Source organism: Melghirimyces profundicolus (assembly GCF_003054245.1).
GTDB classification, from domain to species: Bacteria; Bacillota; Bacilli; order Thermoactinomycetales; family DSM-45169; genus Melghirimyces; species Melghirimyces profundicolus.
The window spans coordinates 58,030-83,494 of the sequence record NZ_QBKR01000006.1; the positions used below are offsets into that span (position 1 = coordinate 58,030).

A 25,465-nucleotide genomic window follows, 5' to 3' on the forward strand; every position below is an offset into this window, starting at 1 on the left:
CCCGCATGAGAAAAGAGTCTGCCTGATGATCACACTCCCCTGAAACTGAATCTGAATTCAGTTTTCCCATTGAGACACCAAAAATGAACCCCTTCCCAATGTTTCATTCCAGGTTCATGATAATTTCTCCGAAGGGAAGTGTAAAATAAGGAGAGGGGCGACCCATGGGCAACGAAGGAGGATTAACATGGCAATCCAACATAACATGCCGGTATCGGAGATTGTTCAGATCTGGCCGGAAACGGTACCGGTTCTGGAGGAAAGGGGCATTCCATCGGATGTCGATGATCCGCTTCACAAGATCGCCTATGGGAATGCGTTGGCGGAACTTGTGAAGGATCTGAATGCCGCGGTCCAAAGTTCCGGAAAGACATGCCCGAAAGCGGATGAAATGGATCCCCCGGCTCGCCGCCCCTGTAAGGAGGACAAACAAAGAAAATTCTGAGCAGAGTCCCGCCCAACGGGCCGCTTGCTTTAAAGTGCAGCGTGAACGCAGCCTTATTACTTCTTCCCATACCTGTATCAGCTGGATACAGCCCTGTTTCCCTTCAGAATCCGGTGTTTTTACTGTCCCGGCTGATTTTTCACCCCTGAAGATTATATCCTCATGGGTTTTATTGTGTTACCCGATACTCAGAAAGACTTATTCCAAAGTTGAAAACCTTGATAAAATACACAATAAACTGTATCATTTAAAATATATATTGGATTTTTGACCGACAATTACTATATATATTATTCAATGATTTACAATCTGAGCGCTCCTATCATCAGGATGGCAAATTTAAAAACTATACCGAGGTGTCGCTGAAATGAAAAAAATCTTAATAAAGATAATAAAGACAAAACCTGTTAAAATATTGTTGAGACCCTCCTTTCTTCAACAAACAACCTCACTGGGCCGATATATGCAGAGAGAACTTACGCCACGTCTGGCCCGTGTCCTGCAAAAATGCTTCAAAGTAAAGAAAGGGAAGGTTGTCTCTTTCGGCTCCGGTGGTGTCAGCCCGATCCAATATAAACTGGTGAAAAAACACCTCCGTGAATATGAGGGCATAAAAAACCGCAGATATCATAATTATTTCGGACGAAGTATCATTTCACGACTGATAACAATTCCGTATGATCTGGCCACCAGTGAGGTGATTATCGTCGAGGATGTCTACAGACCGATCAAATATTTAAAAAGGAACGGGAACCAACTGATCGTCCAGACCTGGCACGCCCTTGGCGCCTTTAAAAAATTTGGCCTTGCCAATGTAGACAACCTTCTGCGGCTTGAACATGAAGACAATGAGGAATTAAAAATCATCCATGTGTATGATTATACCCTCGACCCCGGTATCAGGTTTCGGGAGAAATACTTGGAATCCTTTGCACCTGGATGCAAAATATTGGAGGGCATTTTCAACCCAAGGGTGGATTTGCTTTTTGATGAGGATTACATTGAGGAGAAAAAAGAACAGCTTTTTGATAAATATCCGCAGTTGCGGAATAAAAAAATTCTGTTGTATACACCTACGTACAGAGGATTCTCGAACAGGGCCGATGCCCACCATTTTATGAACTTTGATGAGCTGTTGAGCCGCTTGGATGATCACTTTATGCTGATCCTGAAGAAACATCCCTCCATGAAAAAATCAAGCTACCGTCCGCCCAGCGAACAACATGCCGACAAATTCCTGGATTTGAGTAATGAGAATGTAAATAACCTGATGCTGATTTCCGATCTGCTCATTAATGACTATTCATCCACATTCTTTGAATTTGCCTTGCTTGGCAAGCCGGTTGTATTTCTGGCCAAAGACCTGGATGAGTATTTGGATGACCGTGGTTTCTACTTTGATTTTAAAACGTTTGTACCGGGTCCCATTTGCATGACCGAAGCGGCGCTATATGAAGAAATCAGGGCCAATATCGGTAATGGTGCAAGAGTGAGGAAATTTGCGGCAGAGTACTTCGGAGAGGTTCCGAAGGATAATGCCAAGAGGTTTGCCGATTTTATCGTACGTTTTATCAATCGTGACGGTATGGAGCATGCAAAACTGAAAAGAATTCCTTCCGATCCTGATTTGGAATATGAGGAACACAAACCCTCCGGATGAATAAAAAATCTCTGAATCAAACTGCCCCCTGAAAGTGATTTGCACACACCATTAAAAGTGTGTGCAAATCACTTTCAGGGGGTTTCTCATGACCAAAAAAAGATGGAAGTCCCTTTTTTCGTTCACTGAAGGCTTCTGTACCTTGGTTTGGGATTCAGATCAATTGAGGCTCTTTTTTGTCAACATGATCATGAATCACTTTTATTTCATTTGATTTCATAAAATCCCATTTCATAACCATTTTAAACTGATGCTCCCTGGCCTGGGTCATCGCCTCATGGACATCGTCAAGATCTTCCACCTTCTTAATAAACGACACACTCTTTTTAATATGGCGCTGAACCAGGTCCGAGTTCTCCATGATCTTGACCACATCCACAAAGTCTTTATAGGTGGAACGGTGACTTGTGAGAATGAGGATCCCCTTTTCCATCCATTTTCTTGTATTGATGTTGATGTTCTGCTCACTTACACCCAGCATGAGGATACACCCCACCGGCTTAACAATTTCGATCGCTTTCGTCATCACCGTTTCAGTGCCATGTCCTCCAACAGCTTCAACCACCAGGTCAAACTCATCTTTTGACTCCAGGTCCTGCTGGAGAATCGTTTCGTCCGCGAACGAAAACGCTTCCAGCTTTTTCGGGGATCTTCCGATCACGGTGATATGGGTATAGGGCATCTCTTCCTTCAGCAACAAAGCGGTCCAGTAACCCACGGAACCTGTTCCCCAAACGGCAACCTTCCCCACATTCCGGTTATAAAATTTTTTGAGCCTTTTCACTGCCTGCATCGCGACACTGGCGACCTCAATCACTGTACCATATCTTGGTTCGATTTTCGAAAACTTCACCACGTTTTCTCTGCCAAGCTGTAACAAGGTTTGCATACACCCATCCGTTGAGCTTGACATAAATTTGCTGCCTGGATAATCATAGTTATACTCTTCATCAAGGCCGGAGGCATCCTTGCTGATGGGAACAATGGCTACATGATCTCCTTCCTTGAAATCCTGATCATCACTGTACACGACTTCTCCCACTGCTTCATGAATGAGCACGAGGGGGAGCTTTTTCTTTAACACTTCACTGGGTCTTTCACCGAGATAATATCGAATATCCGCATTACATACGGATAAATAAGTCGGCTTTACAATAATGCCCTTTTTCTCGATGTCATATTGCTCCACTCTCAATTTTTCAGGTAAATAAAGCGCGATTTTACTGCTCTTCATGCTCCCCACTCCCCCAGATGATGTTTTATGATATTGACATCCTCTTTTACCGTGATCTTATGGATCGGGCTGTCCGTAACATAAAGGACAGTCTCATAACCCGCGCCCAGCATCAACGAACAGGCACAAGTAAATTCACTCAACCGATCTTTCACCCGACGAAAAGCCTCCATATAATTACAGGCGTAAAAGGACTGGGGAGTAAGTCCGGTAAACAGCCTGTCCCTGTCGATGAACTCCGTTTTCCCCCGATCGTTTGTATAAAGCATGGTGTCATACACCCGTTTGACCGTATCCACACTTTTTCCTTTTTCGAGCAGTTCCAGGTTCTTTTGAATCACCGGTTTCGGTAACAGAGGCCTTGCCGCACAATGACTGACAACCTTAAGATCCTTTTTTTCAAAGATGTCGATGGCATATTTCACACCGTTGAACAAGGATTCCTGTCTGGTGGTTCCACCTTCGCATAAATGAATTTCTTCGGAATAATGACTAAAATACCGGTTTAAGATCTCTTCCCCCAATTCCATATACGGTGTTGAGAGAACCACCAGAATCTTGTCGAGCAGTCCGGCATCCACAAACGATTTTAAGGTGTAATACACAACCGGTTTTCCATCGATGAGAGTAAACTGTTTGGGCTTATCGGCTCCAAACCTGCTGCCTGCTCCGGCAGCCAAAATGATGCCGACATTCATTAAAATCATCCCCCTTTGATCCAGCCTTGCACTTAACACTTCCCGGATCAGATTATTGATGCATTGCGCAATTTTTTATTTCCCGGGACACATATCGGCCCTCTGAAGGAAAATACTCAATGCATTTCAGGTATGAATGGACCTTCTTTCCCCAGCGGCCGGACGGAATCCGGCATTCGTTCAGCATATTTATGGAAGGAGCTTCATCTTTGTTATTCGTAACTTGAAACGGTTTTCTGTCCAAAATGAGAAAAACGGCGGTGTTCATCCGGTGAGCGCTTCCATTCTCAAAAAAATAGCTTGTCCTTCCCTTTGGCGACGGTGTGGTCGGCCGCTTGCCTCCTGATGCTGTTGACGGGGCTGAGCGCAGGCCGCAACAAACAGATCAACCCACCGGAGACCGAAACGGAGTAAGTCCTCCCGTTCAGCTTCCGTCACAAACCCGAAGTTATTATCGTTCCTGTGCGTTACTTGAATATATACACTTCGCTGAATCTTTCCGTTAAAATACCAAAATCCCCTGATTTCCAGTTAAAATCAGGGGATTTAAGATAATATCGGTGGATTTTTATTGTTACTGATCCTCTCCGCCCCCGCCCATACTGCACCAAGCCCGTTGATACAGCCCGGTCAAGGGACTTTCATGGGATCAAAAACGGTTCGCTCTTTTATCTTTGACTCACAGTATTTTATTCAGGAACAACCGGGTCCGCTCATGGGCCGGGTTGGTAAACAATTGAGCGGGTGTGTTTTCTTCCACGAATTTTCCCTGATCCATGAAGATGACCCGGTCCGCCACTTCCCTGGCAAACCCCATCTCGTGGGTCACCACCACCATGGTCATCCCCTCTTTGGCCAAATCTTTCATGACCGCAAGTACTTCCCCCACCAGTTCCGGATCCAGCGCGGAAGTGGGTTCGTCAAACAACATGACTTTCGGGTTCATGGCCAGGGCTCTGGCGATGGCCACCCGCTGTTTCTGGCCACCGGACAGTTTGTCCGGGTAGACATCGGCTTTCTCTTGCAACCCCACTTTTTCCAGCAGTTGCAACGCCTTTTCCCCGGCCTGTTCTTTGGATTCCTTTCGCACTTTCATCGGAGCCAGTGTCAGGTTTTCCATGACCGTGCGGTGGGGAAAGAGGTTGAATTGCTGAAAGACCATCCCCACCTCTGTACGTACATGATTGAGATCCGTTTGGGGGTCGGTCAGATCGTTTCCATTGACAATCACGTTTCCCCGGGTGATCTCTTCCAGAAGGTTGAGACACCGCAAAAAGGTGCTTTTTCCGGAGCCGGATGGGCCGATGACACAGGCCACTTCCCTTTCTTCGATGGTGCAGTTGATCTCCTTTAAGACTTCGAGGGACCCGAACGACTTATGCAGATTCCGCACTTGGATGATCACCGGACATTCAGCCTCCGTTCCATTCTCCTCAGAACAAAGGTGAGGGACAGGGTAATGGCGAGATAGATGACGCCAACGGCTGTCCAGATTTCAAAGGCGCGGAAATTGTTTGCAACCGCGATTTGTCCCTGACGGGTGAGTTCCCCCACCCCGATCACAGCTAACAGGGAAGTATCTTTCAGACTGATGATGAATTGGTTGCCCAGAGGGGGGATCATCCGTTTGAAGGCCTGGGGCCAGACGACATGATAAAAAGTCTGAATCCTGGAGAGCCCCAGAGAACGCCCCGCCTCCACCTGTCCCCGGTCGATCGATTGCACCGAACCACGCACCACTTCGGCGATATAGGCCCCGGAATTGATGGCGATGGCGGCAATGGAAGCGTTCAAAGACGGGATATCCACCCCCAGAAGCTGGGGGATGGCAAAGTAAATATACAGCGCCTGGACCATGATCGGTGTCCCCCGGATCACCTCCACATAGCCTGTGGCGATCCCTTTGATCAATTTGTTGTCCGACCCGCGGGCCAACCCGGTGAGCACACCGATCACAAACCCGATGATCAGCCCGAAAAACGTGATCACAACCGTCAGTTTTGCTCCCTCAAGCAGGAGAGGAATTGCATCGATCGCGTATGTCCAGTCAATATCGAGTCCTTGTGCCACTCCATCGCCTCCCCGTGCAAAAATCAATTTGAAGACGAGCGGGATTGAACGTTACTGTGGAGGTGCTTCCCCAAACCACTTTTTGTACAGCTTGTCATAGGTGCCGTCTTCCTTCAGTTTGGTCATGGCTTTATCCACTTTGTCCCGCAGTTCGCTCCCTTTCGGGAAGGCGATGCCGTATTGTTGACCCTGCAGCAGCTTGCCGACGGTCTTCACTTTTCCTTTGCCTTTATTCTGGCTGTAGTAAAGGACATTGGGGGAGTCGAAAATGACGGCGTCCGCGGCTCCTTTTTCCAGTTCCAGATAGGCCTGGTCGATGTTGGGGAAGGGGACGACTTCTTTCACTCCGTCAATATTTGTTGCAAAATCATAGCTGGTGGTTCCCTGTTTGGTGGCGATTTTTTTACCCTTGAGATCTTCGAGGCCCTTGATCTCTTTTTCATCTTTCTGAACCAGGATCAACAACCCGGCATCATAATAGGGCTGGGAAAAGTCAACCACTTTTTTCCGCTCTTCCTTAATGGTCATCCCCGCGATGGCCATGTCCAGCTTGTTGGTTTGGAGGGCGGGGATCAATCCGTTGAAGTCCATGGTTTTCAGTTCATATTCAAAGCCCACTTCCTTGGACAAGGCTTTTACCAAATCGATGTCGAATCCGTCATATTCATTGGTCTCCTCATTCAGAAACTCAAAGGGAACGAAGCTGGAGTCGGTGCCCACCGTGATTTTCTCTTTCGCCTGATCACCGGAGCTGGATGAACAGGCAACGGCTGAGAGACTGAGTACCAGAACCAGCGTGGCGATCCCAAGCTTTTGAACGATTTTATTCATGAGTACCCTCCTTGAGAAAGATACATTTGATTATATCAAAAGAGATAATATATTCAAAATTATCTATGGACAGGAGTGATCCCCATTGAAGGTGGCTGCCGTCCAAATGGCTTCGGTTGCGTCCGATGTGGGAGCGAATCGAAGAAAAGCAAAAGAGAAAGTTTGCGAAGCGGCTGAAAAGGGAGCGGAGATCATTTGCCTTCCTGAACTATGGAGCACCGGTTATGGACTTTCCAGAGAGGAGTACGTTTGGTTGGCTGAAACGGTGGACGGTCCCACCGTTGCCGAGTTCCGTTTTTTGGCGGAGAAATTGAAAGTGACCCTGATTTTGCCGTTTCCTGAGAAGGAGGGAAAGGAGCTTTATATCTCCGCCGCTGTCATCTCCAAGGGCGGAAAAGTGATGGGAGTGCATCGGAAAGCGCTTCTGTGGGGCAATGAACAAGCGGTGTTCACTCCCGGGGAACCTGTGTACAGGGTCTGGCAAACCAATGGGATCTCTTTCGGGGTATTGATCTGCTATGATGCGGAGTTTCCCGAGTCTGCCCGCAAGTTGGCTCTGCAGGGTGCCGAACTGATCTTTGTTCCTTCGGTCTGGAGTACAACAGCGGAACACCGGTGGAACATCCAATTGCCTGCACGGGCTTTGGACAATACCTGTTTTGTGATGGGTGTCAATACAATCGGCGAAAATATCTGCGGCAAAAGCACCTGGATCAATCCCCGGGGGATCATTCAGGAACAGGCTGCCCGGGACAGGGAGGAAATCATCATCGGAGAATTGGACAGAGAGGGATTGAAAAGTGCCCGGGAACAGATCCCCTATCTGAAAGATTGCCCCCGCTTCGGAATCCTTTGAGCCCCCCTCTCCACCGACCTTGCTTACCTTTCGGATGCGGGTTCATCCCGAAAAACGGCCGGGGACGTTGCTTTTAAGACATTGACAAAATGCCGTCCCGTTGTTTAAATGGTGTGTAACTTATATGATATCTGAATTGTCATATTGTGCTGACGCCCGGCGCCGGATGCTGGAGCATCCGGCCTTTGTCGACGAGGTGGTAAGAGACCGTCTGGACGGTCGAGGTAAATAAACGGCTCAATGAAAGCGCTTTTGCCCGGGGTTTGGGAAGTGGGGAGATGACTGCCCCCAATTTCACGAATGTTATGCTAAAAGGAGCATGGGGTCCGATCCTCCGGAAAACGGAGCCAACTTACGGTTTATCCGGAACGGAATCCGAAGTGGCAAAGATCCGGAGTGTGACCCGGGGAAAAGAAGCAGGTTCCCGTTGTTTAAAGGTTTGTGCCGAGTCGGGGATTCGATCCCCGATGAAATACGGGGTCGGGATCGAGAATATCACCGATGAAGAAAAGAAAGCGCAATTGCGGATTTCTCAGCCCCGACAAACTCTTTCCTCAACCCGGCCGGTGTGGCGAAGGGAAGAAAGAGATGAGCAACGGAAGCGGACAGAAATCTGAACCGACGACAATGGAGGGATTACATGTCCACAGAACCCAAAAAAGACTATATCCCAATCGGAACGCTCCAAGTGGCTCCGGAGCTCTACCAGTTTGTCCATTCGGAAGCCCTTCCCGAAAGCGGATTGAGCCGGGAACGGTTCTGGTCTGATTTGGAAACCTTAATCGACGACTTGGCACCGGAAAACCGGAAACTGTTGGCCCGACGGGAAGAGCTGCAAAAGAAAATCGATCAATGGCATCGTAAAAACAAAGGCACAGGGGATCCGGAAAGCTATCCATCCTTTTTGAAAGAGATCGGCTATCTCGAACCGGAAGTGGAAGATTTCCAAATCACCACCGAGGGTGTGGACGACGAAATGGCGGTTCAGGCCGGACCCCAGTTGGTCGTTCCCTTAAGCAATGCCCGTTATGCCCTCAATGCCGCCAATGCCCGCTGGCAAAGCCTTTACGACGCCCTGTACGGGACGGATGCCATTCCGGAAGAAGAAGGAGCCGAACGCGGGGAAACGTACAATCCCACCCGCGGGGAGAAAGTGATCGCCTATGCCAGGAAGTTTCTCGATCAGGCGGCACCCCTGAAAGAAGCCTCCCATCAAGAAGCGGTACGCTATGCGATCACCGACGGCCGCTTGTCGGTCACGCTGAACAACGGAGAAACCACCGGCCTCCAAGATGAGTCCAGGCTGGCGGGTTATCAGGGATCCCCGGACAAGCCTTCGGCGATCCTTTTGAAAAACAACGGGTTGCACGTGGAAATCCAGATCGACCCCGGCCACCCCATCGGAAAAACGGATGCCGCCGGGGTGAAAGACATCCACCTCGAAGCGGCGGTGACGACCATCATGGATTGCGAGGACTCCGTCGCTGCCGTCGATGCGGAAGACAAAGTGTTGGTGTACCGTAACTGGCTGGGCCTGATCAAAGGAAATCTGTCCGCCTCTTTCCAAAAAGGCGGTCAAACCGTCACCCGGACACTCAACCCGGACCGAACGTATACCTCCCCCGACGGAGCGGAAATAACGCTGCCCGGGCGGTCCCTGATGCTGATCCGCAACGTGGGTCACTTGATGACCTCGAACGCGGTTCTCGACCGGGACGGACGGGAGGTTCCGGAAGGAATTTTGGACGGAGTGATCACCAGCCTCATCGCCAAACACGACCTCCTGGGCAACGGCCGATATCAAAACTCTTCCAAAGGATCCGTCTACATCGTCAAACCGAAAATGCACGGTTCGGAGGAAGTGGCGTTTGCCGATAAACTGCTGGACCGTGTTGAAGACATGCTCGACCTCAAACGGAATACGTTGAAAATCGGAGTGATGGACGAGGAACGCCGGACCACCTTGAACCTGAAAGCCTGCATCCGTCAGGTGAAAGATCGCATCGTGTTCATCAATACCGGGTTTTTGGACCGGACCGGCGATGAGATCCACACGTCCATGGAAGCCGGACCGATGATCCGCAAGAATGGCATGAAAACCTCCCATTGGCTGCAGGGCTATGAAAAATCCAACGTGGATATCGGTCTGGCCAGCGGATTCCGGGGCCGCGCCCAGATCGGCAAAGGAATGTGGCCCATGCCGGACCGGATGGCGGATATGTTGGAACAAAAGACGGGGCAATTGAAAGCGGGCGCCAACACCGCATGGGTACCGTCCCCCACGGCAGCCGCCCTGCACGCGCTCCATTATCACCAAGTCGACGTGAACCGGGTTCAAGAATCATTGGCCAAAAATTCCAAAGAGATCCGGGATCAGCTCCTGGAGATCCCCGTGGCCGAATCCCCCCACTGGAGCCCGGAAGAGATCCAGCAAGAACTGGACAACAACGCTCAAGGGATCCTGGGTTATGTGGTTCGCTGGGTGGAGCAGGGAGTGGGTTGCTCCAAAGTGCCCGATATTAACAACGTGGGGCTGATGGAGGATCGGGCCACGCTGCGTATTTCCAGCCAACACATGGCGAACTGGCTGTACCATGGCATCTGCACGAAAGAACAGGTGCTGGAGACGTTGAAACGCATGGCCAAGGTGGTGGACGGGCAGAACGCCGGCGACCCCGATTACCGCCCCATGTCGGAGGACCCGGATCATTCTGTCGCCTTCCAGGCTGCCTGCGATCTCGTTTTCAAAGGTCGTGAACAGCCCAACGGCTACACCGAACCAATCCTTCACCGCCGACGCCTGGAAGCCAAAGCGAAGCGTGTCTCCGGCAAGGCATGATGATGTCGGCCACCCGGAAAATTCCCGGGCGGCCTTTTTTTATTCGTATCCGCTCATCGCTTGATTTTTCCCGGCATAAAGGTCATAATATTTTTATAATTCTCATATTTCAGACCTATATACAAGGAGTTGAACATTGTGGGACCTCCCCCTTCAAGGCCAATGATTGCAGATTTGAGTGTTTCTGAGGTTCAATCCTTGTTGCGTTCCAAGACTCCGCAACAGATCGTATTTGAAGATGAAGAAGGAGTGAAAACGTTGTCCGGAGTGACGTTCGTCCACCTCAACCCACAAATGGGGTATCTGCTGGTGGAAGATCCATCCGAACCTTGTTTCCGTTTATTACCCTTTTGTTGTATTCAAGAAATCCATCCCATCGAAAGGTAAGGTTAGGATGTCTGTTACAAGGTGAAGGCCCAGCAGACCGCCCCTGGACGGGACGCCAGCCTGAAGAGCCGAAAACCCCGGTCAGTGAGGCATCCGAATCACCGGTTTGATCGTGACTCCGCTTTCGGAGTCCCGGATCGCTTCATTGATGTCATCCAACCCGTAGAATCGAATCAACCGGTCAAAGGGGAATTTCCCCTGCTTATAGAGGGTAATCAATTGCGGGATAAAGATCTGCGGAACGCTGTCTCCTTCCACAACCCCCGTGATCGTTTTCTCTTGAACCAGGACATCGTTGATATCCAGTTCCACTGTCGTCCCGATCGGCGGGGCTCCGATCACGGCCGCCTTGCCCATGAAGGTCAAGGATTCGACGGCTTGTTTCAGGACAGACGCCACACCGGTGGTCTCTACGGAGTGATCCACTCCTTTGCCCGTAAGTTCCCGAATCACCTTCACCGCGTCTTGATCTTTTCCATTCACCGTATGGTTGGCTCCCAGTTCCTCAGCGAGTCGGAGACGGTTATCATGTATATCGATCGCAATGATCGGTGTACATCCAATCGCCCGGGCGGCCATCAGTGCACTTAAACCGACCGCGCCGCAGCCAAAACAGGCAAAGCTGGAGCCTGCCTGCGGTTTCAAGGTGTTCAGTACGGCACCGGCCCCGGTCTGGATGCCGCAACCCAAAGGACCGAGGAGACTCAGATCCACTTCCCGGTCCACTTTCACAACGTTGCGTTCACCAGCTAACGCATATGTGCCAAAGGAAGATTGTCCGAAAAACGTGGTCAGATATTCTCCGTTCCGGCGAATCCGGCGAGGAGGATTGGGACTGTCCCCGACAAAATTCAATTCAAAAAAATTTTCACAAGCATATGGATGACCCGTGAGGCAACTTTTGCAACCTCCGCAATAGGAGAAAGAAAGCACCACGTGATCCCCTTCCGCCACACTCCTTACTCCGTCACCCACTTTTTTCACCACGCCGGCCCCTTCATGCCCGAGCACCGCCGGCAGGGGCACCGGGTATTCCTGGTCCCGGGCAATCATATCGGTATGACAGGTCCCCGAGGCCACAATTTTCACCAATACTTCCCCTTCTTTAGGATCCTCCAATTGCACCTGCTCGACGGAAAAAGGCTTTCCTTTTTCCGCGGTCACTGCCGCTTTGATTTCCATGTCAAAAAATCCTCCCAACTCCTGGTTAATCCTCGAAAAACGGATAGGCGCGTTCTTTTTCCTGCACGGAGATCCATTTTACGGTTGTGAACTCATCCAACGCCCATTCTCCGCCGAACCGACCCAAGCCCGAATCTTTCTCTCCACCAAATGCGATTACCGGTTCGTCATTGACTGGCTGGTCATTGACATGGATCATGCCGGTTTCAATTAAATGGGCCACGCGGACCCCGCGTTCAATGGTCCCGGCGTGTACGGAACCGCTCAATCCGAAGGAAGTGTCATTGGCCACGCGAACGGCTTCCTCCTCTCCGTCGACGGGAAGCACCGCCGCCACCGGTCCAAACACTTCATTCTTGGCGATGGGCATCTCGTTACGCACATCCGCCAGAATCACGGGTTCCATCAGGGCCCCGCGGGTCTCACCTTCCAGAATGGTTCGGGCTCCTTGCCGTTTACTCTCCTGGATCATGTTCTGTATTCTCTCCACTTCCGATGGTCGGATCAACGGGCCGATATTCGTCCCCTCCTCCAAGGGATCACCGGCTTTTAATGTGGACACCCGTTCCTTCAGTTTCTCGAGAAACGGCTCGTATACGTTACGGTCGACGATCATTCGGTTAATCGACATGCAAATTTGTCCTTGATGCATAAACTTGCCGAAAGCCGCTGCCTTGACCGCCCGGTCGAGATCGGCATCGTCCAGAACGATAAAAACATTGTTTCCGCCCAGCTCCAGCGCCACCCGTTTCAATTTCTCCCCCGCCTTGGCACCGATGATTCTGCCAACCTTGGTCGATCCGGTAAAAGAAATGATGCCGGGAATCGGGTGGGTCACCATGGGATCCCCGACTTCTTCATCTTTCCCGATGATGACATTAAGCAGTCCGGCCGGCAATCCGGCCTCTTCAAAGATCTTTGCAATCAAAATGCCTCCGGTCACCGGCGTCGACCTGGGCGGCTTCACCACCACGCTGTTTCCGGAACCTAAAGCGGGGCCGATCGACCGCATCGATAAATAAAGCGGAAAATTCCATGGACTGATCACCCCTACGACTCCCACCGGCTTTCTGTATATCCTGTTTTCTTTACCCGGAACGATGGACGGCACAATGCTGCCGTTCATTCGAAAGGGAAAGGTGGCTGCTTCTTTCAGAATATTGATGGAAAAGTCGACTTCCACATTGGCTTTTAACCGGGAGCTTCCTGACTCCATGGCCAGCCACCTGACCAATTCCTCCCGTCGATGTTCCATAATCTGCGCGGCTTTTTCCAGAATGGCCCTTTTTTCCTGGGGAAGCGTTTTCGCCCACTCTTCCTGCAGGGCTTTGGTGGTTTGGTAGGCCTCATCCACATCCCCTTTGTCTGCCATCGTAATTTCGGCAATCGTCTCTTGATTGAAGGGATTGGTGACGTTGTATTTTTCCCCTGTGGATCCGTCTCTCCACTGTTTGCCGATGAACAGTCGGTTTAAATCCGAATATGCAGCCAACAGCCTGCCTCCTTCTTTTCATTGGTTGGGAACAATCGATGAGTTTTATTCTTTACGATCGGATGTTCAGCTATGCAATGGTCGCTCATCATCCAACATCGGTCCCAATCATTTAACAGGCTCCGCTTAGGGAGAGAAGACACCGGATGGAAGTCCGGCATTCAGTTATCTGGGGCGGAACCGTTACAAAAACGGTTCTCTTCTAAAAGACCTATAAACAGCCTTGACGGGCCCCACAATGTTACACCACACCTTCGTATGCGATTCATAACCGTCGAGTGTTTTTTCCGGGATCCCGCTTTCGTTCCGGCAGGCGGAAAAAATCCACCACATCTTCCATGAAAAAAGAATGATCGGAGGTTTGGATGGAAATAGTAAGCCAAAATCGTGTCAGGGGTGAAAGCACATGAAAATGGAAGCAGTTCAAGAACGATTGAAGCAATGGGGGGAATTGATTATCACGACGGCCTCCGGGGAATTGTATGAGATCCACCTGGGGGATACTTCCTTTGATTCGGAGCAACGAATCATCAGACTGAGCACGCCAAACGGTGATTATCTGATCGATGGGGACTCCGTGGAAAACATCAAGCAACACTACGGCCACAAGGTGGAGAATCCTGAAGGCCATTAAACACATCAAGTGAAAAGCCCCTCACGGCACATCGGAAGCACTGATGTGCCGGAGGGGAATTCAACTGACCGAAAATTTATATTTCTTTATTTCCTTCAAGGAGAATGGCCTTCGGTGACGAAGGATTTATACAGAACAACGACCGGAGGTGAAAATATGCCCCAAAAAGTGTGGATGGCTGCCGGGGTGATGGTATTGGTTTTTGCCATCGTGTTGGCAACAGGATCCCGCGCCGAAGAAAAGTCCTCCGTAACAACGGCGTCCACGACGGAATCCCCACCATTCGAAGAATCGCAAGATCCAGTTGATCAAGAGGGGAGTCAGACCTTCATCGAAAAATAACGGTCCATCGCCAAGAAAAACGCTCAATTGGAAATCGAAATCATCAGCTTAAAAAAGCAAATCGATCACATGAAGGATAACGGTGAAGATCCGGTCAAGATCCAGGCTATGGAACGTGAGATGAAAAAGCTGGAGAAAAAGATGATCCCCGGACAATGCGACCTGTGGGGAATCACGGAAGAGTATTAGAAGCGTTGTGAAAAAGTGCCCCAAAGCCACTCCGGCTGCACTCACAGAGCACAAGTCTCGCCTGGGTCGCTTGCGCTCCCCGGTCTCGCTATGCTGTTCTGCAGATCCATGAGGGGGAGTCCGGGATCAGTTTCAGTTTGATAACGTTTCTGGGGCCAAGCACAGGTTTCAGCGGATCTGCATCAAAAAAGCCCCCTCTGCGCAGAGGAGGCAACAGGCAAGCAGGCGATGATATCGGTTGCCCTGCAAGTCGGAAGCATCATTCACCATGAGAAATCCTATTTTTCTTCTTTTTTCTTCTTCACTTCTTTGATTGCGTCTTCCACGGAAGAAACGGCCACTGGATAGGCCCATTTTCCTTCTTTTTTCCAGATCCACACTTGATCGTCTTTTCGATTCCCGTAGAAGAGAACCTTCTTCCCTTTTTCGGAGGTGAATTCCATTTCCAGTTCAGGATCGCCGTTCTTAAAATCGTCGGCGGGGCGGGCCAGGTTTTCCGCCTTCAGCATGGTGAGGTCGGTGAAAAGACCGTCCAGTTTGTCCGGATCGTGGGCATCCTTCCCATTTTCCAATTTCCAGTCGTCCTTTTTCTTCTTCGCTTTCAGGGTGCTTTCTTCCCAACGGACCGAAAACACCTTGATCAGGTCCTCTTGAACCTGAACGACCTCTTTTTTCATCAGATGGAGGGGCTTTTTATCAAGAAACCCGATCTCCCCCGTCCCGATCCGCAAGATCGGCCCTTTTCCATCCTTCCGAATGTACCGCCCGTCCTCCACCGGAAGCGAATCCCCGACGGCCAACAGGATGTTCTTCCCGTTTTCCAGCGTGACCCGGTACCTTTTTTGGGGCTGATCCAAGCCGTACTTCCCGGGGGCATCGGGGTGTTTTTGCACCACTTCCACACCCTTCAGTTCAGTGAAAGACTGAACCCATGACTCGACCATCACGGGATCCACCGGCAGGGGTCGCGGTTCCTTGAACATCCACTTTCCTTCTTCCCGATCGAGTTTCCAACGGACTTTCCCTTTTTCCTCCATGGCGATGGAGGTGATTTCGCCCGGCTTCAGACCCTTGAACAAGGGGGTTCCCTCTTTTTTTTCGGGCTTTTCCTGAAAGTAATCCTCACTCGAAGCATATCCCCACAGAGCAAGAAAAACGGCCAGGACCATCAGGGTGGGAAGAATTCGTTTGATATTCATGCACGGCTCCTCCTCCACCAGATCGTCAAACCGCTGATCAAAAACAGAAGGGGCAACACGACGACCGTTCCGAAGAAAATGGTGCGCGCTTCACCGGCGGACACATAAACCTGCTTCACTTTTTTCTCCACGGGCCGGATCGTCACATGTTTCGCATCACCGTTCAGCCATCCGATGGAGTTCAGGATCAGATCGCGGTTTCCCTGTGCCTGGAAGGTATTCCCCGACAGCATGGCAGCGCTCCCGAAGACCACGGCCCGTCCGTGTTTTTTCTCCTCTTCCTGGATGGCCGCTCCCAACGTGAGCGGTCCTTTATGGTCTTTCTTGTCCGGTTCGGTTGTCAGATCACCGGATTCCCAATCCGTCTCCCCGAAAGATGGACCCGAGGTTTCCAGGAGTTTTTGAACCCCTTCCTCACTTTTCACCTTGAAGCTGGTGGCGCGGGGCATCACCGCGACCATGTTGCGTTCCTTCAGCTCCGAAGTGATCTTGTGCCCGTTGTATTCCGGGATGGGGGTCAAGGGATCCCCGTAGTAGGCCCGTTCCGGATCGATCACCACGTCGTTTCCGAGACGAACGCCCAAGTTTTTCAACACATTGGGGATTTGTTTCCAGTCCTCCATCCCCTCGGCGGGTTCAAAGGCGGCGAAAAATTTCCCGCCATCCTTGATGAACGATTGGATCATCTCCGCTTCCTTTTTGGGCAAATCCGATGTCGGCCCGGCCATCAAAAGGATGTCGGCATCATCGGGGATGCCGTTTTCCTCCGCCAGGTTCAGTTCCTTCACCTGGTTCCCTTCCCCTTCCAGGGAATCCCGTAAGCCGTTCAGCTTGTCCGAAGGGAGTTCCCCGTGTCCTTGCAGGATGTACACCACGGGCTTTTCATGGGCGGTCAGGTTGAGAATGGCCTGCGTGAATGCCTCTTCCCCTTTAAATCCGTATGACCCTCCCTGGGTTCCGGGGACAAACAGGTCCATCGGCTCCACTTTTTCCTCTTTGTTCCCTTTTACGAAAATGACGGTATTCATCCCGGTTACTCCGTATTTTTTGGCCACGGAAGGTTTTTTCACGGGATCGACCATCGTCACCTTCAACCGATCCGTCTCCTTCTGGTAGGCGCGAAGGAGACGTTCGACCTGTTTCCCCGCATCGGACTGATCGGTAAAGGCGTAAACCTGGACTTCTTCATCCAACCCGTTTAAGGCCTGTTCCGTTTGCTCAGACAGCGAGTGGATGGCGTCCTCGGTCCAATCCCACCGCCAGGGCAAGGTATCTGCCGCCAGCACCGTCAACACAAAAATTCCGATCAAGGCTGCAATCAATACACCCGAATTGAGACTTCGCCAACCGAACTTCATTTTTTGACCTCCTATCTCCAACGCCGTTTTTCAAGAGATTGGACACTCAGCCCCAAAAACAGGAGGACAAAGACCAAATAATAGAGAACGTGGGACACATCCACGATCCCCTGTTCAAAATCATTCAGATGGAAGATCGGGGAGAATTTTTGAAACAGCTCCCGGGATCCCCCATACAGGGCGTCACTCACACTTTCGATCAGCCAGAAGGCCAGGAGGATGGCAAAAGAGGTGATGCCGGCCACCATCTGGGAAGCACTCAGACTGGAGGCGAAAACGCCCACCGCCATCATGGCAGACGCCAGCAAAAACACACCCAGGTACGCGGCCGACAGTTTCCCCCAGTCCACCGACCCGTAAGAGAACAGAATGAAAGGGTAGATGAGGCTTACGGCCAGGAGGAACACCACCACCGTCACCGAAGCCAAATATTTCCCCGCCACCAATTGAAAGACATTGATCGGGGAAGTGAATAGTAATTCATCGGTCCCCTGTCGGAATTCTTCGGATAACAGGCGCATGGTCAACATGGGGGTGACAAACAGAAACAACAGGGACATGGGGTTGTACACCATGCTTTCCTCCACCCTCTGGGCCCCCAGAAAGGCGGTGGAAAAAAGGTATCCCAGGACGAGAAAGAAAAAGGCAAATGCCACATAAGACGTGGGGGAGAAGAGATAAAGCTGCAATTCCTTCCGGAACAGCGACCAAATCTTACGCATCGGCTTGAGATCCTCCTTCCGAGGTGGTCAACTTGAGGAAGACATCCTCCAAAGACAGATCACGCCGCTGCATTTCCAGGATCGGCATCTTTTCCTCGGCCAGCGTGTAAAAAATTCGTTCGCGAAGATCGGTCTCATTCTGCACCGTCACCAGAAGTTTGACCCGTTCTTTCGATGGGCTGTCCGTCACGTCCACTCTTTTCACCCCGGAAATGGACAGCAATTTCTCCTGTACCGCCTCCGGCTTCCCTTTCACTTCGAGGGAGAGGGTGGACCCTTGTTCCAGACGTCGGGCCAGCCGTTCCGGACGGTCATCCTCCACCAGGCGTCCGCGATCGATGATCAAGACCCTTTTGCAAATCATCTCCACCTCGGGAAGAATATGCGTACTGAGCAAAACCGTGTGCTTTTCTCCCAGCTCGCGGATCAGCTCACGAATCTCGGTAATCTGCTTGGGATCCAACCCTGTCGTCGGCTCATCGAGGATCAACAGATCGGGACGATGCAAAATCGCCTGGGCCAGCCCCAGCCGTTGTTTGTAACCCTTGGACAAACGGCGGATCAGTTGACGCTCTCTCCCGGTGATCCCGGTCCGTTCCAGCACATCGGCAATGCGATGCTTCTGCTCCCGAACCGGCACCTCCCGCAAATCGGCGACAAACCGAAGGTAATCTTCGACCGTCATTTCCGGATACAAGGGGGGACTCTCGGGCAAATACCCGATTTGGGTCTTGGTCTTGGATGAATGCTCCGTCATTAACTGCCCGTCTACCCGCACCTCCCCCTCCGTGGGTGAGAGATAACCGGTAATCATACGCATGGTTGTCGTTTTTCCGGCTCCGTTGGGACCGAGAAAGCCGACGATCTCTCCGCGATCCACGGAGAATCGGATATTCTCGATCCCCCCTCTTCCGGGATAACGTTTCGAGAGATTCCGGACTTCCAGCAAATTTTCTCCCTCCGTTTCGATGCGCCAACGCGAAATAATACCGGATCTCCAATGGGAATCAGAGAAAACGGTATCGGTTACTGTTTACCAAACATTTCAGTATCTATCAAGTGAATCAAAAACGAATGCTGAAAAAAAACAGCCTGTCAATGGCTGTTGACTGTACAAAAATATATGTCCAATAAATTGGAGGTATCTTGAATAAGCGGGCGGCGGCATTTGCCCGAAGCCGCTCCGGTTGCACTCACAGAGCACAAGTCTCGCCAGCAAAACGCTGCCATCTTTCTTCCACCTTATCAGATCAAAACCAGAAGATGGGGCCCCTGCCCATCTTCTGCTTTTCCCCTCTTGTTCTCTTTTACTCGGAACCATCAATATATTCGCCCCGTTCCGGGATGGCGTCAGCCCGGGACGGATCGACTTCCTTCAAGGTCTCCTCCGCGACTGACTCCAGCACGGAGAACATGGAGGCATAAGCGGTCCGAATGAGCATCCCACTGCTCTTTTGGCCGATGCCCCCTCTCAGTTCCACCAACACGCTGCCGCTTCCCAGAAGACCATAAGCATTTCGGGCAATTGCCTGGTAATTCCCTCCGGGATACTGACTCACATTGGCAAATCCGTAATGCTCCAAGGTATCGTAGATCAGGACGCTGGTCTGTTTGGACAGTTTGATTGCATCCCGGGAGACATCCGGATGACTGGGCCAGAAAACGGAGGTTTTGATCATCTTCCCGTCCTCATCCACATAAGTTCCCTGATGGTGATAGTCCACCACGAGATCCGGTTGGTACTTGTCATAGGCCCGACGGATGGCTGCCGATTCCGGTACGGGGTTCTCCCCGGGGGAAAGGGCAGGATCGTGATATCGGTTAATGTCATACCCCTTCCCGGCCGATCCGTATTCCGGGTTGGCGTCCGGGTCATAGTTATAACGCCAAAAACGCTCCGTTCCGTCAGGGTTGGCACGGACAATCACAGAGAGCGTGACTTCCTGCCGGATTTTCTCGATGTCGGGATGATTGCTGGAACTCAGTCGATCCAGCATTTGGAGGGCCGCTTCCGTGGTCAGAGGTTCGTTTCCATGCTGTTGAGTTATATACATCACCTTTTTACTGCCGGAACCCACCTTGGCCAGGTAGATGTCCCGTTGTTCGTTGCTTTTACCTATCGTTTCCAATTCGAGATTCCCGTGGGAATTCTGCTCGATCTGTTGCAATCTCTTCACCAATTCCTCATAGTTGTGAAGCCTCTCCAGCTTCATGTTCTGGGTGTCCTTCAGCCACGGGCCGTTGGGGACGGAAGAAGGGCCGGCATAAACCGGTGCCGCCATCAGCAGCAAGGCCAAAAGCAACAGAAGGGTTTTCTTCATTCCATACACCTCCGGAAAGGGGAGTTTTCTTTTTTGTACATTCGTAAAAATCGAATCAAAGTCCTTCCGATTTCGAAATATTTTTTGGTTCAATCATTTTTTGGGGTACGCTGTTCCCCTTGGTGCTCCCCCATCCAAACCATCCCTTTACGGCATGAAAAATTTCGAATGATAAAGGATTTTCAACGAATCAGAGAGAAAAAGAGAAGAGTCCAGCCCCATAAAAAAAAGAAAAGGAGGTATCGGTTCATTGCGTCCATCTCGATGGAAATGGGCACTGATCCTTTTGCTCACCTTGACCGCGCTTGCCCCGATGGGAGTTTGGTCTCATCATGCGGACGGGGAAGCGGACCGGAGTTTGTTCAACAGCGAACACTACGATTTCGTAAAATATTCCCGTTTTGATGAGATCCTGAAGGATCTCAAGCAGAACCCGCGGGTCACCGTCCGGCAGCAGGGAACCTCAGCCGGGGGGCACCCGATGTATGTGGTGACGGTGTCCGAACCGGGGGCTGAAAAAAATTTTGCCCGCTATCAAAGAATTCGGAAGCAAATGCTCAACAACCACCTGAAGGCCGACGCATGGAAGGAACAGAACACCGAATTCAAAGTCCCCATCATGATCAACGGTTCGATTCACGGAACGGAGTTCGTGGGAAGCGACGCCGTGCTCAAACTGTTGGACCGCTTTGCCAACGGGGAGGATGACACCACCCGCACCATCCTGAAGGAAAGCGTGCTGGTGTTCAACCTGATCGCCAACCCCGACGGCCGGATCTCCGCCACCCGGTTCAACGCCGAAGGCTTTGACCTGAACCGGGATTTCATCACCCAGTCCCAGCCGGAGACCCAACAGATGGTCGATTTGATCACCCGTTGGCACCCCCTTGTCCTCCTCGACCTGCACGGATACGTGAAATTCGGCGGAAAGACGAAACCGGGTCTGATGGAGCCCTGCACCCCGCCGCACAATCCGAACTACGAATACGACCTGTTTTCGAAGTGGGCACTCGACCAGGCCGAAGCGATGGAAGGGGAAGTGGTGAAAAACCGGTCCCTGTACGAATCCGATCTGTACCGGAACATGACCGGCACGTACATCCCGGCCCGGGACGACACGGCCGGATGGGACGACTATCCCCCCATCTTCACCCCGATGTACGCGATGTATCACGGGTCCTACGCCTATACCCTGGAAGCGCCGACCAACGATTGGGACGGGGTCCGTTGGCACGTGGATGCGGTGATGGGAGCGCTCAAATTCACCGTCCAAAACAAGAATGAGATGCTGGAAGACCAGTTGGAGATGTTCCGCCGGGGAATCCGTTTTAACCACCCCCATCACCCGGAAGAGTTCTTTCCCCAGGCCTACATCCTCCCGGTGGACCCGGAAAACCCCGGTGCCACCCGTCGGGCCGTCAACCATCTGATCGATAACGACATCCGGGTGGAAAAAGCCCGGACCGGTTTTTCCGCAGGCGGAGTCGACTATCCTTCCGGCACCTATATCGTGCCGATGGATCAGGCCAAAGCGGGGTTGGCCAACACCATGTTATGGGAAGGGGAAGACATCTCGGAAAAGACCCCCGCCATGTACGACATATCCGCATGGAGCTTGCCGCAACTTTGGGGATTCCAGGCCGACCCCATCAATGCGGAGCTGGATGTGACAACCACGCCGGTGAAACGGGCGGAAAACACCGGTTCCCTCCAGGGCAACGGACCGTATCGGATTCCCAACCAATCCGTGGAAGCCGTAACGATGGTGAACCGACTGTTGCAGGAAGGCGTGGCTGTTTACCGGGATCGACAGGGAGACTTCTATGTGAGAGATTCCGGTCCAAAAGTCCTCCGGGCGGTCCGGGAGTCCGGCCTGACTTTGAACACCGCGGAACTTCCGAAAGAAACCGAGCCGGTGGAAAGTATGAATGTGGCCATCCTGAAAGACGGCGGAACGGACAAGTCCCAGTCCCACGCCGGGACCCGTCATGCGTTGGAGCGGATGGGTTTTCGGGTGACGGAGTTACACCCCCGCACGGTGGCGGAAAAAGGCTTGGAGGGATATGACGTGTTCGTATACGCCGGCACCTCCAAGCTGATTCGCTGGGATCTCAGTAAAGCCAACCGGGAATTCGGACTGGAGAATGAAGAACAATACCGGCGGTTGAAAGAACAGCTTCATGCCTTTGTCCAAGCGGGCGGAACCTACGTAGCCGTCGGATCCGCCGCGTCGGAAGCGACGGTAACACTGGAACTGAGCCAAGTGAAAGTCCAAACGGGGGGCTCCAACAGCAACGGCATCGTCCAGGTCGACAATGCGGACCACCCCCTCACGGCCGGTTATGAAGAAGAGGATCTCGGTTTTGTCTATCGACCGGGCTGGTATACCGACACCGACAGCGTTACCGTGGCCGCCTCCTACGGAAACGGGAACGACTTCTTCCAATCCGGCCACTGGAGAGGGCGGAACGAGGCACAGGGGAAACCGGTCATCGTCCGGGAAAAGAATCACCCTGTGGTACTGATCGGATTGGAACCCGCTTTCCGCGGTCATACCGCTTATCTGTACCGTTATCTGTCCAACGCGATCTGGAGCGGTTGAGTTCGCTGGACACAGCCGGGGATTCTGTGATGAAAGCGGAGAAGCCCAACCTCGAAGGTTGGGCTTCTCCCGCTGTTGTTTTAATCAGGGTGAAGAATCGGAAGTGATGAATCAAAACGTACTGAACCTCGATAAAGAGGAGCCGTCGATCATTGGAGATTCCATCATCAGACTTATTTACACCATTCGTTAACCACTTCATCGATGACGTTCAGTCCTTCCTCCAGCTGTCCGTCGTATTCTTTCTCTACCGCTTGACAGCTCCTTGCATCCCGTAGATGAAATAGCGCTGCATCAAAAGATAGAACATAATCACGGGGTCACAGAAATCATGGCCCCGGCGGCGAGCGCTTTAACATCCGTACCGAAGATCCCGGCCAAGTATGCCAAACCAAGGGAAAGCGGATATAACTCCGGAGATTTGAGAACCACCAAAGGCCAGATGAAGGAGTTCCATACCGAAATAAATGAAAAGACTCCCAAAGCGGCCATCGTCGGTGCGGTCAGGGGAAGCATAATGTTCCACCACAGCCGGAAGGGGCCGCACCCGTCGATAATGGCCGCTTCTTCCATTTCTTTCGGAATGGTCAAGTAGGCCTGGCGCATTAAAAAGACGGAAAAGGCACCGATCAACCCGGGAACGATGATTCCCAAGTAGGAATCCGTCATACCGAGGGTTTTTACGATCAAAAACCGCGGAATCAGAATCACTTCGTCCGGAATAAACATGGTGGCTATAATCGCATAGAAAATGAAGTTTCGACCGAAAAACTTCATCCGCGCCAGAGGATAAGCGGTAATAGCAGCCAGGAACAGATGGGTTGGAACCATCACGGCAACCAGAAAAAACGAATTAAACAAATATCGGGGGAAGGGGATATCATTCCATGCCTGATCGAAATTGTCCCATACCGGTGGGTGCGGCACCAGTTCCGGCGGAAATCCAAAGGCGGCCTGAGCATCCGATTTAAATGCCGTGGACAATAGCAAGATAAAGGGTCCGATGAACAAGCAGGCCATTAACATTAATAACAGATACATGGCGATCGTTTTCAACCAGCGCCGATAGCGAACCGGCGGAGTTTTTCTGCGGTTCATTGGATGGCTTCCCCTCCTTTGGTCAAACGATAGTGGATCGCTGAAAGAACCACCATAATCAGCCAAAGCACCATACCCATCGCCGTCGCGTAGCCCATATCCAGACGGGTGAAAGCTTCTTCATAGACGTAGTATGTCAGGTTGATCGTGCTGTTCAGAGGACCGCCGTCCGTCATCATATAGATGCTGGCGAAGACCTGCATGGCCCCCATGCTGGACAGGATCAGACAGACGGCAATGAAGGGACGTAACAGAGGGACAATGACGTTCCAGACAATCCGGATGCGGCCGGCACCATCGATTCGCGCGGCTTCAATCAGCTCCTGGGGAACGGACTGCGGGATCCCGAGGTTGTCGAGAACCAGATCCTCCATGGATTCAATCATAATTTTGCGGGCTTGATCTCCCTTCGTTTTCACTTGAAAATCCGTAAAGAAAGGATCCTTCATCGTCTCGACAGTGGAAGGAAAGATCGGCACTTTTTTGCAGAATTCCAACTGATTTTCCGGATTGGTCACAAACAGGGCTAAATCGGCCGCTTCCTTCGGGTGCTCGCTTCCTTTGGGAACCACAAAGGTTTGAATCCCTTTGATGGGGTTGACGCCCCCCTCATACTGCACGGCCGGAATGACTTTCACCTCTTTGTAGACGTCGGGGGCATTTTTTTCATAGTCGGTCAGATGAAAAGCGCCCACCATCGTCGAAATGGCAATCTGTTCATTTTTCATGTTCTGGGGCAGCTCCCGCTCCTCTTTGCCGATCACACCGGTTGCAATGGCTCCGTTTTTGTAACCCTCCACATATTGCTGGACGAATTCCACATGTTTCGGTGAATTGAACACCGCTTTTGTTTTGTCTTTATTCAAAACGGGAAGATCTGCGGCTACAAACGCCATGATGTTGGGGAAAGCGTTCATTCCATAGACATTCGGCAGTTTGTCATGGATGGTTTTTCCATGTTGCAGTGCTTCTTCGAAGGTCTTGGGGGGGGTGATCGGGATTCAAACCGGCTTTTTTATACAGTTTCGAATTCACCATGCCAATATAGGGTCCCTGCAGCCAGGGCTGTCAGCAACTTTTGACCGATATCCTGACCGAGAAGGATAGGGAAATCAACCACCGACTCCCCTCTGATAAAACCCTGACGGTACTGACTTCAGGAACGTTTTCCGGTTGTAATCAAGTTTTATGTAAGAAAATTCTAAAATTTTATTCCCGAAAAGAGTACCCTATGACACGAAAGATCGAACATCTGAACACCTCTATTCAACAGCAGAGACGATCCTTTTAATTAGTCATACTTTAG

Annotated in this window: 22 protein-coding genes; 8 read left to right on the plus strand and 14 right to left on the minus strand. The window is 51.3% G+C overall.

Going from position 1 to position 25,465, the window contains the following annotated elements:
* Positions 1-187: 187 nt before the first annotated feature.
* The gene (locus C8P63_RS05955; RefSeq protein WP_108022433.1) at positions 188-445 is read left to right on the plus strand and encodes a hypothetical protein; all 258 of its coding nucleotides are present in this window, start codon (positions 188-190) and stop codon (positions 443-445) included.
* Between the two features lie 367 nt (positions 446-812).
* Positions 813-2,105 (plus strand): CDP-glycerol glycerophosphotransferase family protein, encoded by a 1,293-nt coding sequence (locus C8P63_RS05960; protein WP_108022434.1) that lies wholly within the window; start codon positions 813-815, stop codon positions 2,103-2,105.
* A 154-nt stretch (positions 2,106-2,259) separates the two neighbouring features.
* On the opposite strand, the gene C8P63_RS05965 is transcribed toward C8P63_RS05960, so the two are convergent.
* From C8P63_RS05965 to glnH, 5 genes are all read right to left on the minus strand, one after another.
* Entirely contained in the window at positions 2,260-3,339 is a 1,080-nt protein-coding gene (locus C8P63_RS05965; RefSeq protein ID WP_108022435.1) for an alcohol dehydrogenase catalytic domain-containing protein, read from the minus strand.
* A complete protein-coding gene (locus C8P63_RS05970; protein WP_170109521.1) occupies positions 3,336-4,037 on the minus strand; it encodes an IspD/TarI family cytidylyltransferase in 702 nt (233 codons plus the stop codon). The genes C8P63_RS05965 and C8P63_RS05970 overlap by 4 nt, the downstream gene beginning before the upstream one ends.
* Before the next feature lie 679 nt (positions 4,038-4,716).
* Positions 4,717-5,439, minus strand: coding sequence for an amino acid ABC transporter ATP-binding protein (locus tag C8P63_RS05980; protein ID WP_108022506.1), 723 nt, complete (start codon positions 5,437-5,439; stop codon positions 4,717-4,719).
* Positions 5,439-6,107: an ABC transporter permease subunit gene (locus C8P63_RS05985; RefSeq protein WP_170109522.1), complete on the minus strand. Its 669-nt coding sequence runs from the start codon at positions 6,105-6,107 to the stop codon at positions 5,439-5,441. Before C8P63_RS05985 ends, C8P63_RS05980 begins: the two co-directional genes overlap by 1 nt.
* Before the next feature lie 51 nt (positions 6,108-6,158).
* Positions 6,159-6,938, minus strand: coding sequence for a glutamine ABC transporter substrate-binding protein GlnH (gene glnH / locus C8P63_RS05990; protein WP_108022438.1), 780 nt, complete (start codon positions 6,936-6,938; stop codon positions 6,159-6,161).
* Positions 6,939-7,029: 91 nt separating this feature from the next.
* On the opposite strand from glnH, the gene C8P63_RS05995 reads away from it, so the two are divergent.
* Positions 7,030-7,794: a nitrilase-related carbon-nitrogen hydrolase gene (locus C8P63_RS05995; RefSeq protein ID WP_245920736.1), complete on the plus strand. Its 765-nt coding sequence runs from the start codon at positions 7,030-7,032 to the stop codon at positions 7,792-7,794.
* A 640-nt stretch (positions 7,795-8,434) separates the two neighbouring features.
* Complete coding sequence (locus C8P63_RS06005; RefSeq protein ID WP_108022441.1) at positions 8,435-10,633, plus strand: malate synthase G; 2,199 nt, start codon at positions 8,435-8,437, stop codon at positions 10,631-10,633.
* 468 nt (positions 10,634-11,101) lie between these two features.
* Here the strand turns inward: C8P63_RS06005 and C8P63_RS06015 are convergent, their stop codons facing one another.
* Both C8P63_RS06015 and C8P63_RS06020 read right to left on the minus strand, forming a co-directional pair.
* Positions 11,102-12,202, minus strand: coding sequence for an NAD(P)-dependent alcohol dehydrogenase (locus C8P63_RS06015; RefSeq protein ID WP_108022443.1), 1,101 nt, complete (start codon positions 12,200-12,202; stop codon positions 11,102-11,104).
* A gap of 25 nt (positions 12,203-12,227) precedes the next feature.
* A complete protein-coding gene (locus tag C8P63_RS06020; RefSeq protein WP_108022444.1) occupies positions 12,228-13,694 on the minus strand; it encodes an aldehyde dehydrogenase family protein in 1,467 nt (488 codons plus the stop codon).
* Positions 13,695-14,100: 406 nt separating this feature from the next.
* Between C8P63_RS06020 and C8P63_RS06025 the strand changes: the two genes are divergently transcribed.
* The 3 genes from C8P63_RS06025 (at position 14,101) to C8P63_RS18990 (ending at position 14,859) form a co-directional block, all read left to right on the plus strand.
* Positions 14,101-14,328: a hypothetical protein gene (locus C8P63_RS06025; protein WP_108022445.1), complete on the plus strand. Its 228-nt coding sequence runs from the start codon at positions 14,101-14,103 to the stop codon at positions 14,326-14,328.
* A 114-nt stretch (positions 14,329-14,442) separates the two neighbouring features.
* The gene (locus tag C8P63_RS06030; protein ID WP_146172123.1) at positions 14,443-14,670 is read left to right on the plus strand and encodes a hypothetical protein; all 228 of its coding nucleotides are present in this window, start codon (positions 14,443-14,445) and stop codon (positions 14,668-14,670) included.
* A gap of 27 nt (positions 14,671-14,697) precedes the next feature.
* Entirely contained in the window at positions 14,698-14,859 is a 162-nt protein-coding gene (locus C8P63_RS18990; RefSeq protein ID WP_170109523.1) for a hypothetical protein, read from the plus strand.
* Positions 14,860-15,137: 278 nt separating this feature from the next.
* Here C8P63_RS18990 and C8P63_RS06035 read toward each other — a convergent pair whose 3' ends face one another.
* The 5 genes from C8P63_RS06035 to C8P63_RS06055 all read right to left on the minus strand — a co-directional run bounded on the left by C8P63_RS06035 (position 15,138) and on the right by C8P63_RS06055 (position 20,459).
* Positions 15,138-16,058: a DUF4340 domain-containing protein gene (locus C8P63_RS06035; protein WP_108022447.1), complete on the minus strand. Its 921-nt coding sequence runs from the start codon at positions 16,056-16,058 to the stop codon at positions 15,138-15,140.
* Positions 16,055-17,416, minus strand: a complete 1,362-nt coding sequence (locus C8P63_RS06040; protein WP_108022448.1) for a GldG family protein — start codon at positions 17,414-17,416, stop codon at positions 16,055-16,057. Before C8P63_RS06040 ends, C8P63_RS06035 begins: the two co-directional genes overlap by 4 nt.
* A gap of 11 nt (positions 17,417-17,427) precedes the next feature.
* Positions 17,428-18,138 (minus strand): ABC transporter permease, encoded by a 711-nt coding sequence (locus tag C8P63_RS06045; RefSeq protein ID WP_108022449.1) that lies wholly within the window; start codon positions 18,136-18,138, stop codon positions 17,428-17,430.
* Positions 18,131-19,087, minus strand: coding sequence for an ABC transporter ATP-binding protein (locus C8P63_RS06050; protein ID WP_108022450.1), 957 nt, complete (start codon positions 19,085-19,087; stop codon positions 18,131-18,133). The genes C8P63_RS06045 and C8P63_RS06050 overlap by 8 nt, the downstream gene beginning before the upstream one ends.
* A 358-nt stretch (positions 19,088-19,445) precedes the next feature.
* The gene (locus C8P63_RS06055) at positions 19,446-20,459 is read right to left on the minus strand and encodes a M14 family zinc carboxypeptidase (protein WP_108022451.1); all 1,014 of its coding nucleotides are present in this window, start codon (positions 20,457-20,459) and stop codon (positions 19,446-19,448) included.
* A 250-nt stretch (positions 20,460-20,709) separates the two neighbouring features.
* Here C8P63_RS06055 and C8P63_RS06060 point away from each other — a divergent pair, with 250 nt between their 5' ends.
* Entirely contained in the window at positions 20,710-23,061 is a 2,352-nt protein-coding gene (locus tag C8P63_RS06060; RefSeq protein ID WP_108022452.1) for a M14 family zinc carboxypeptidase, read from the plus strand.
* A gap of 312 nt (positions 23,062-23,373) precedes the next feature.
* Here C8P63_RS06060 and C8P63_RS06065 read toward each other — a convergent pair whose 3' ends face one another.
* Together C8P63_RS06065 and C8P63_RS06070 are read right to left on the minus strand one after the other, a co-directional pair.
* Entirely contained in the window at positions 23,374-24,159 is a 786-nt protein-coding gene (locus C8P63_RS06065) for a carbohydrate ABC transporter permease (protein WP_211308250.1), read from the minus strand.
* Positions 24,156-25,160, minus strand: coding sequence for an extracellular solute-binding protein (locus tag C8P63_RS06070; RefSeq protein WP_342748061.1), 1,005 nt, complete (start codon positions 25,158-25,160; stop codon positions 24,156-24,158). The genes C8P63_RS06065 and C8P63_RS06070 overlap by 4 nt, the downstream gene beginning before the upstream one ends.
* Positions 25,161-25,465 lie beyond the last annotated feature (305 nt).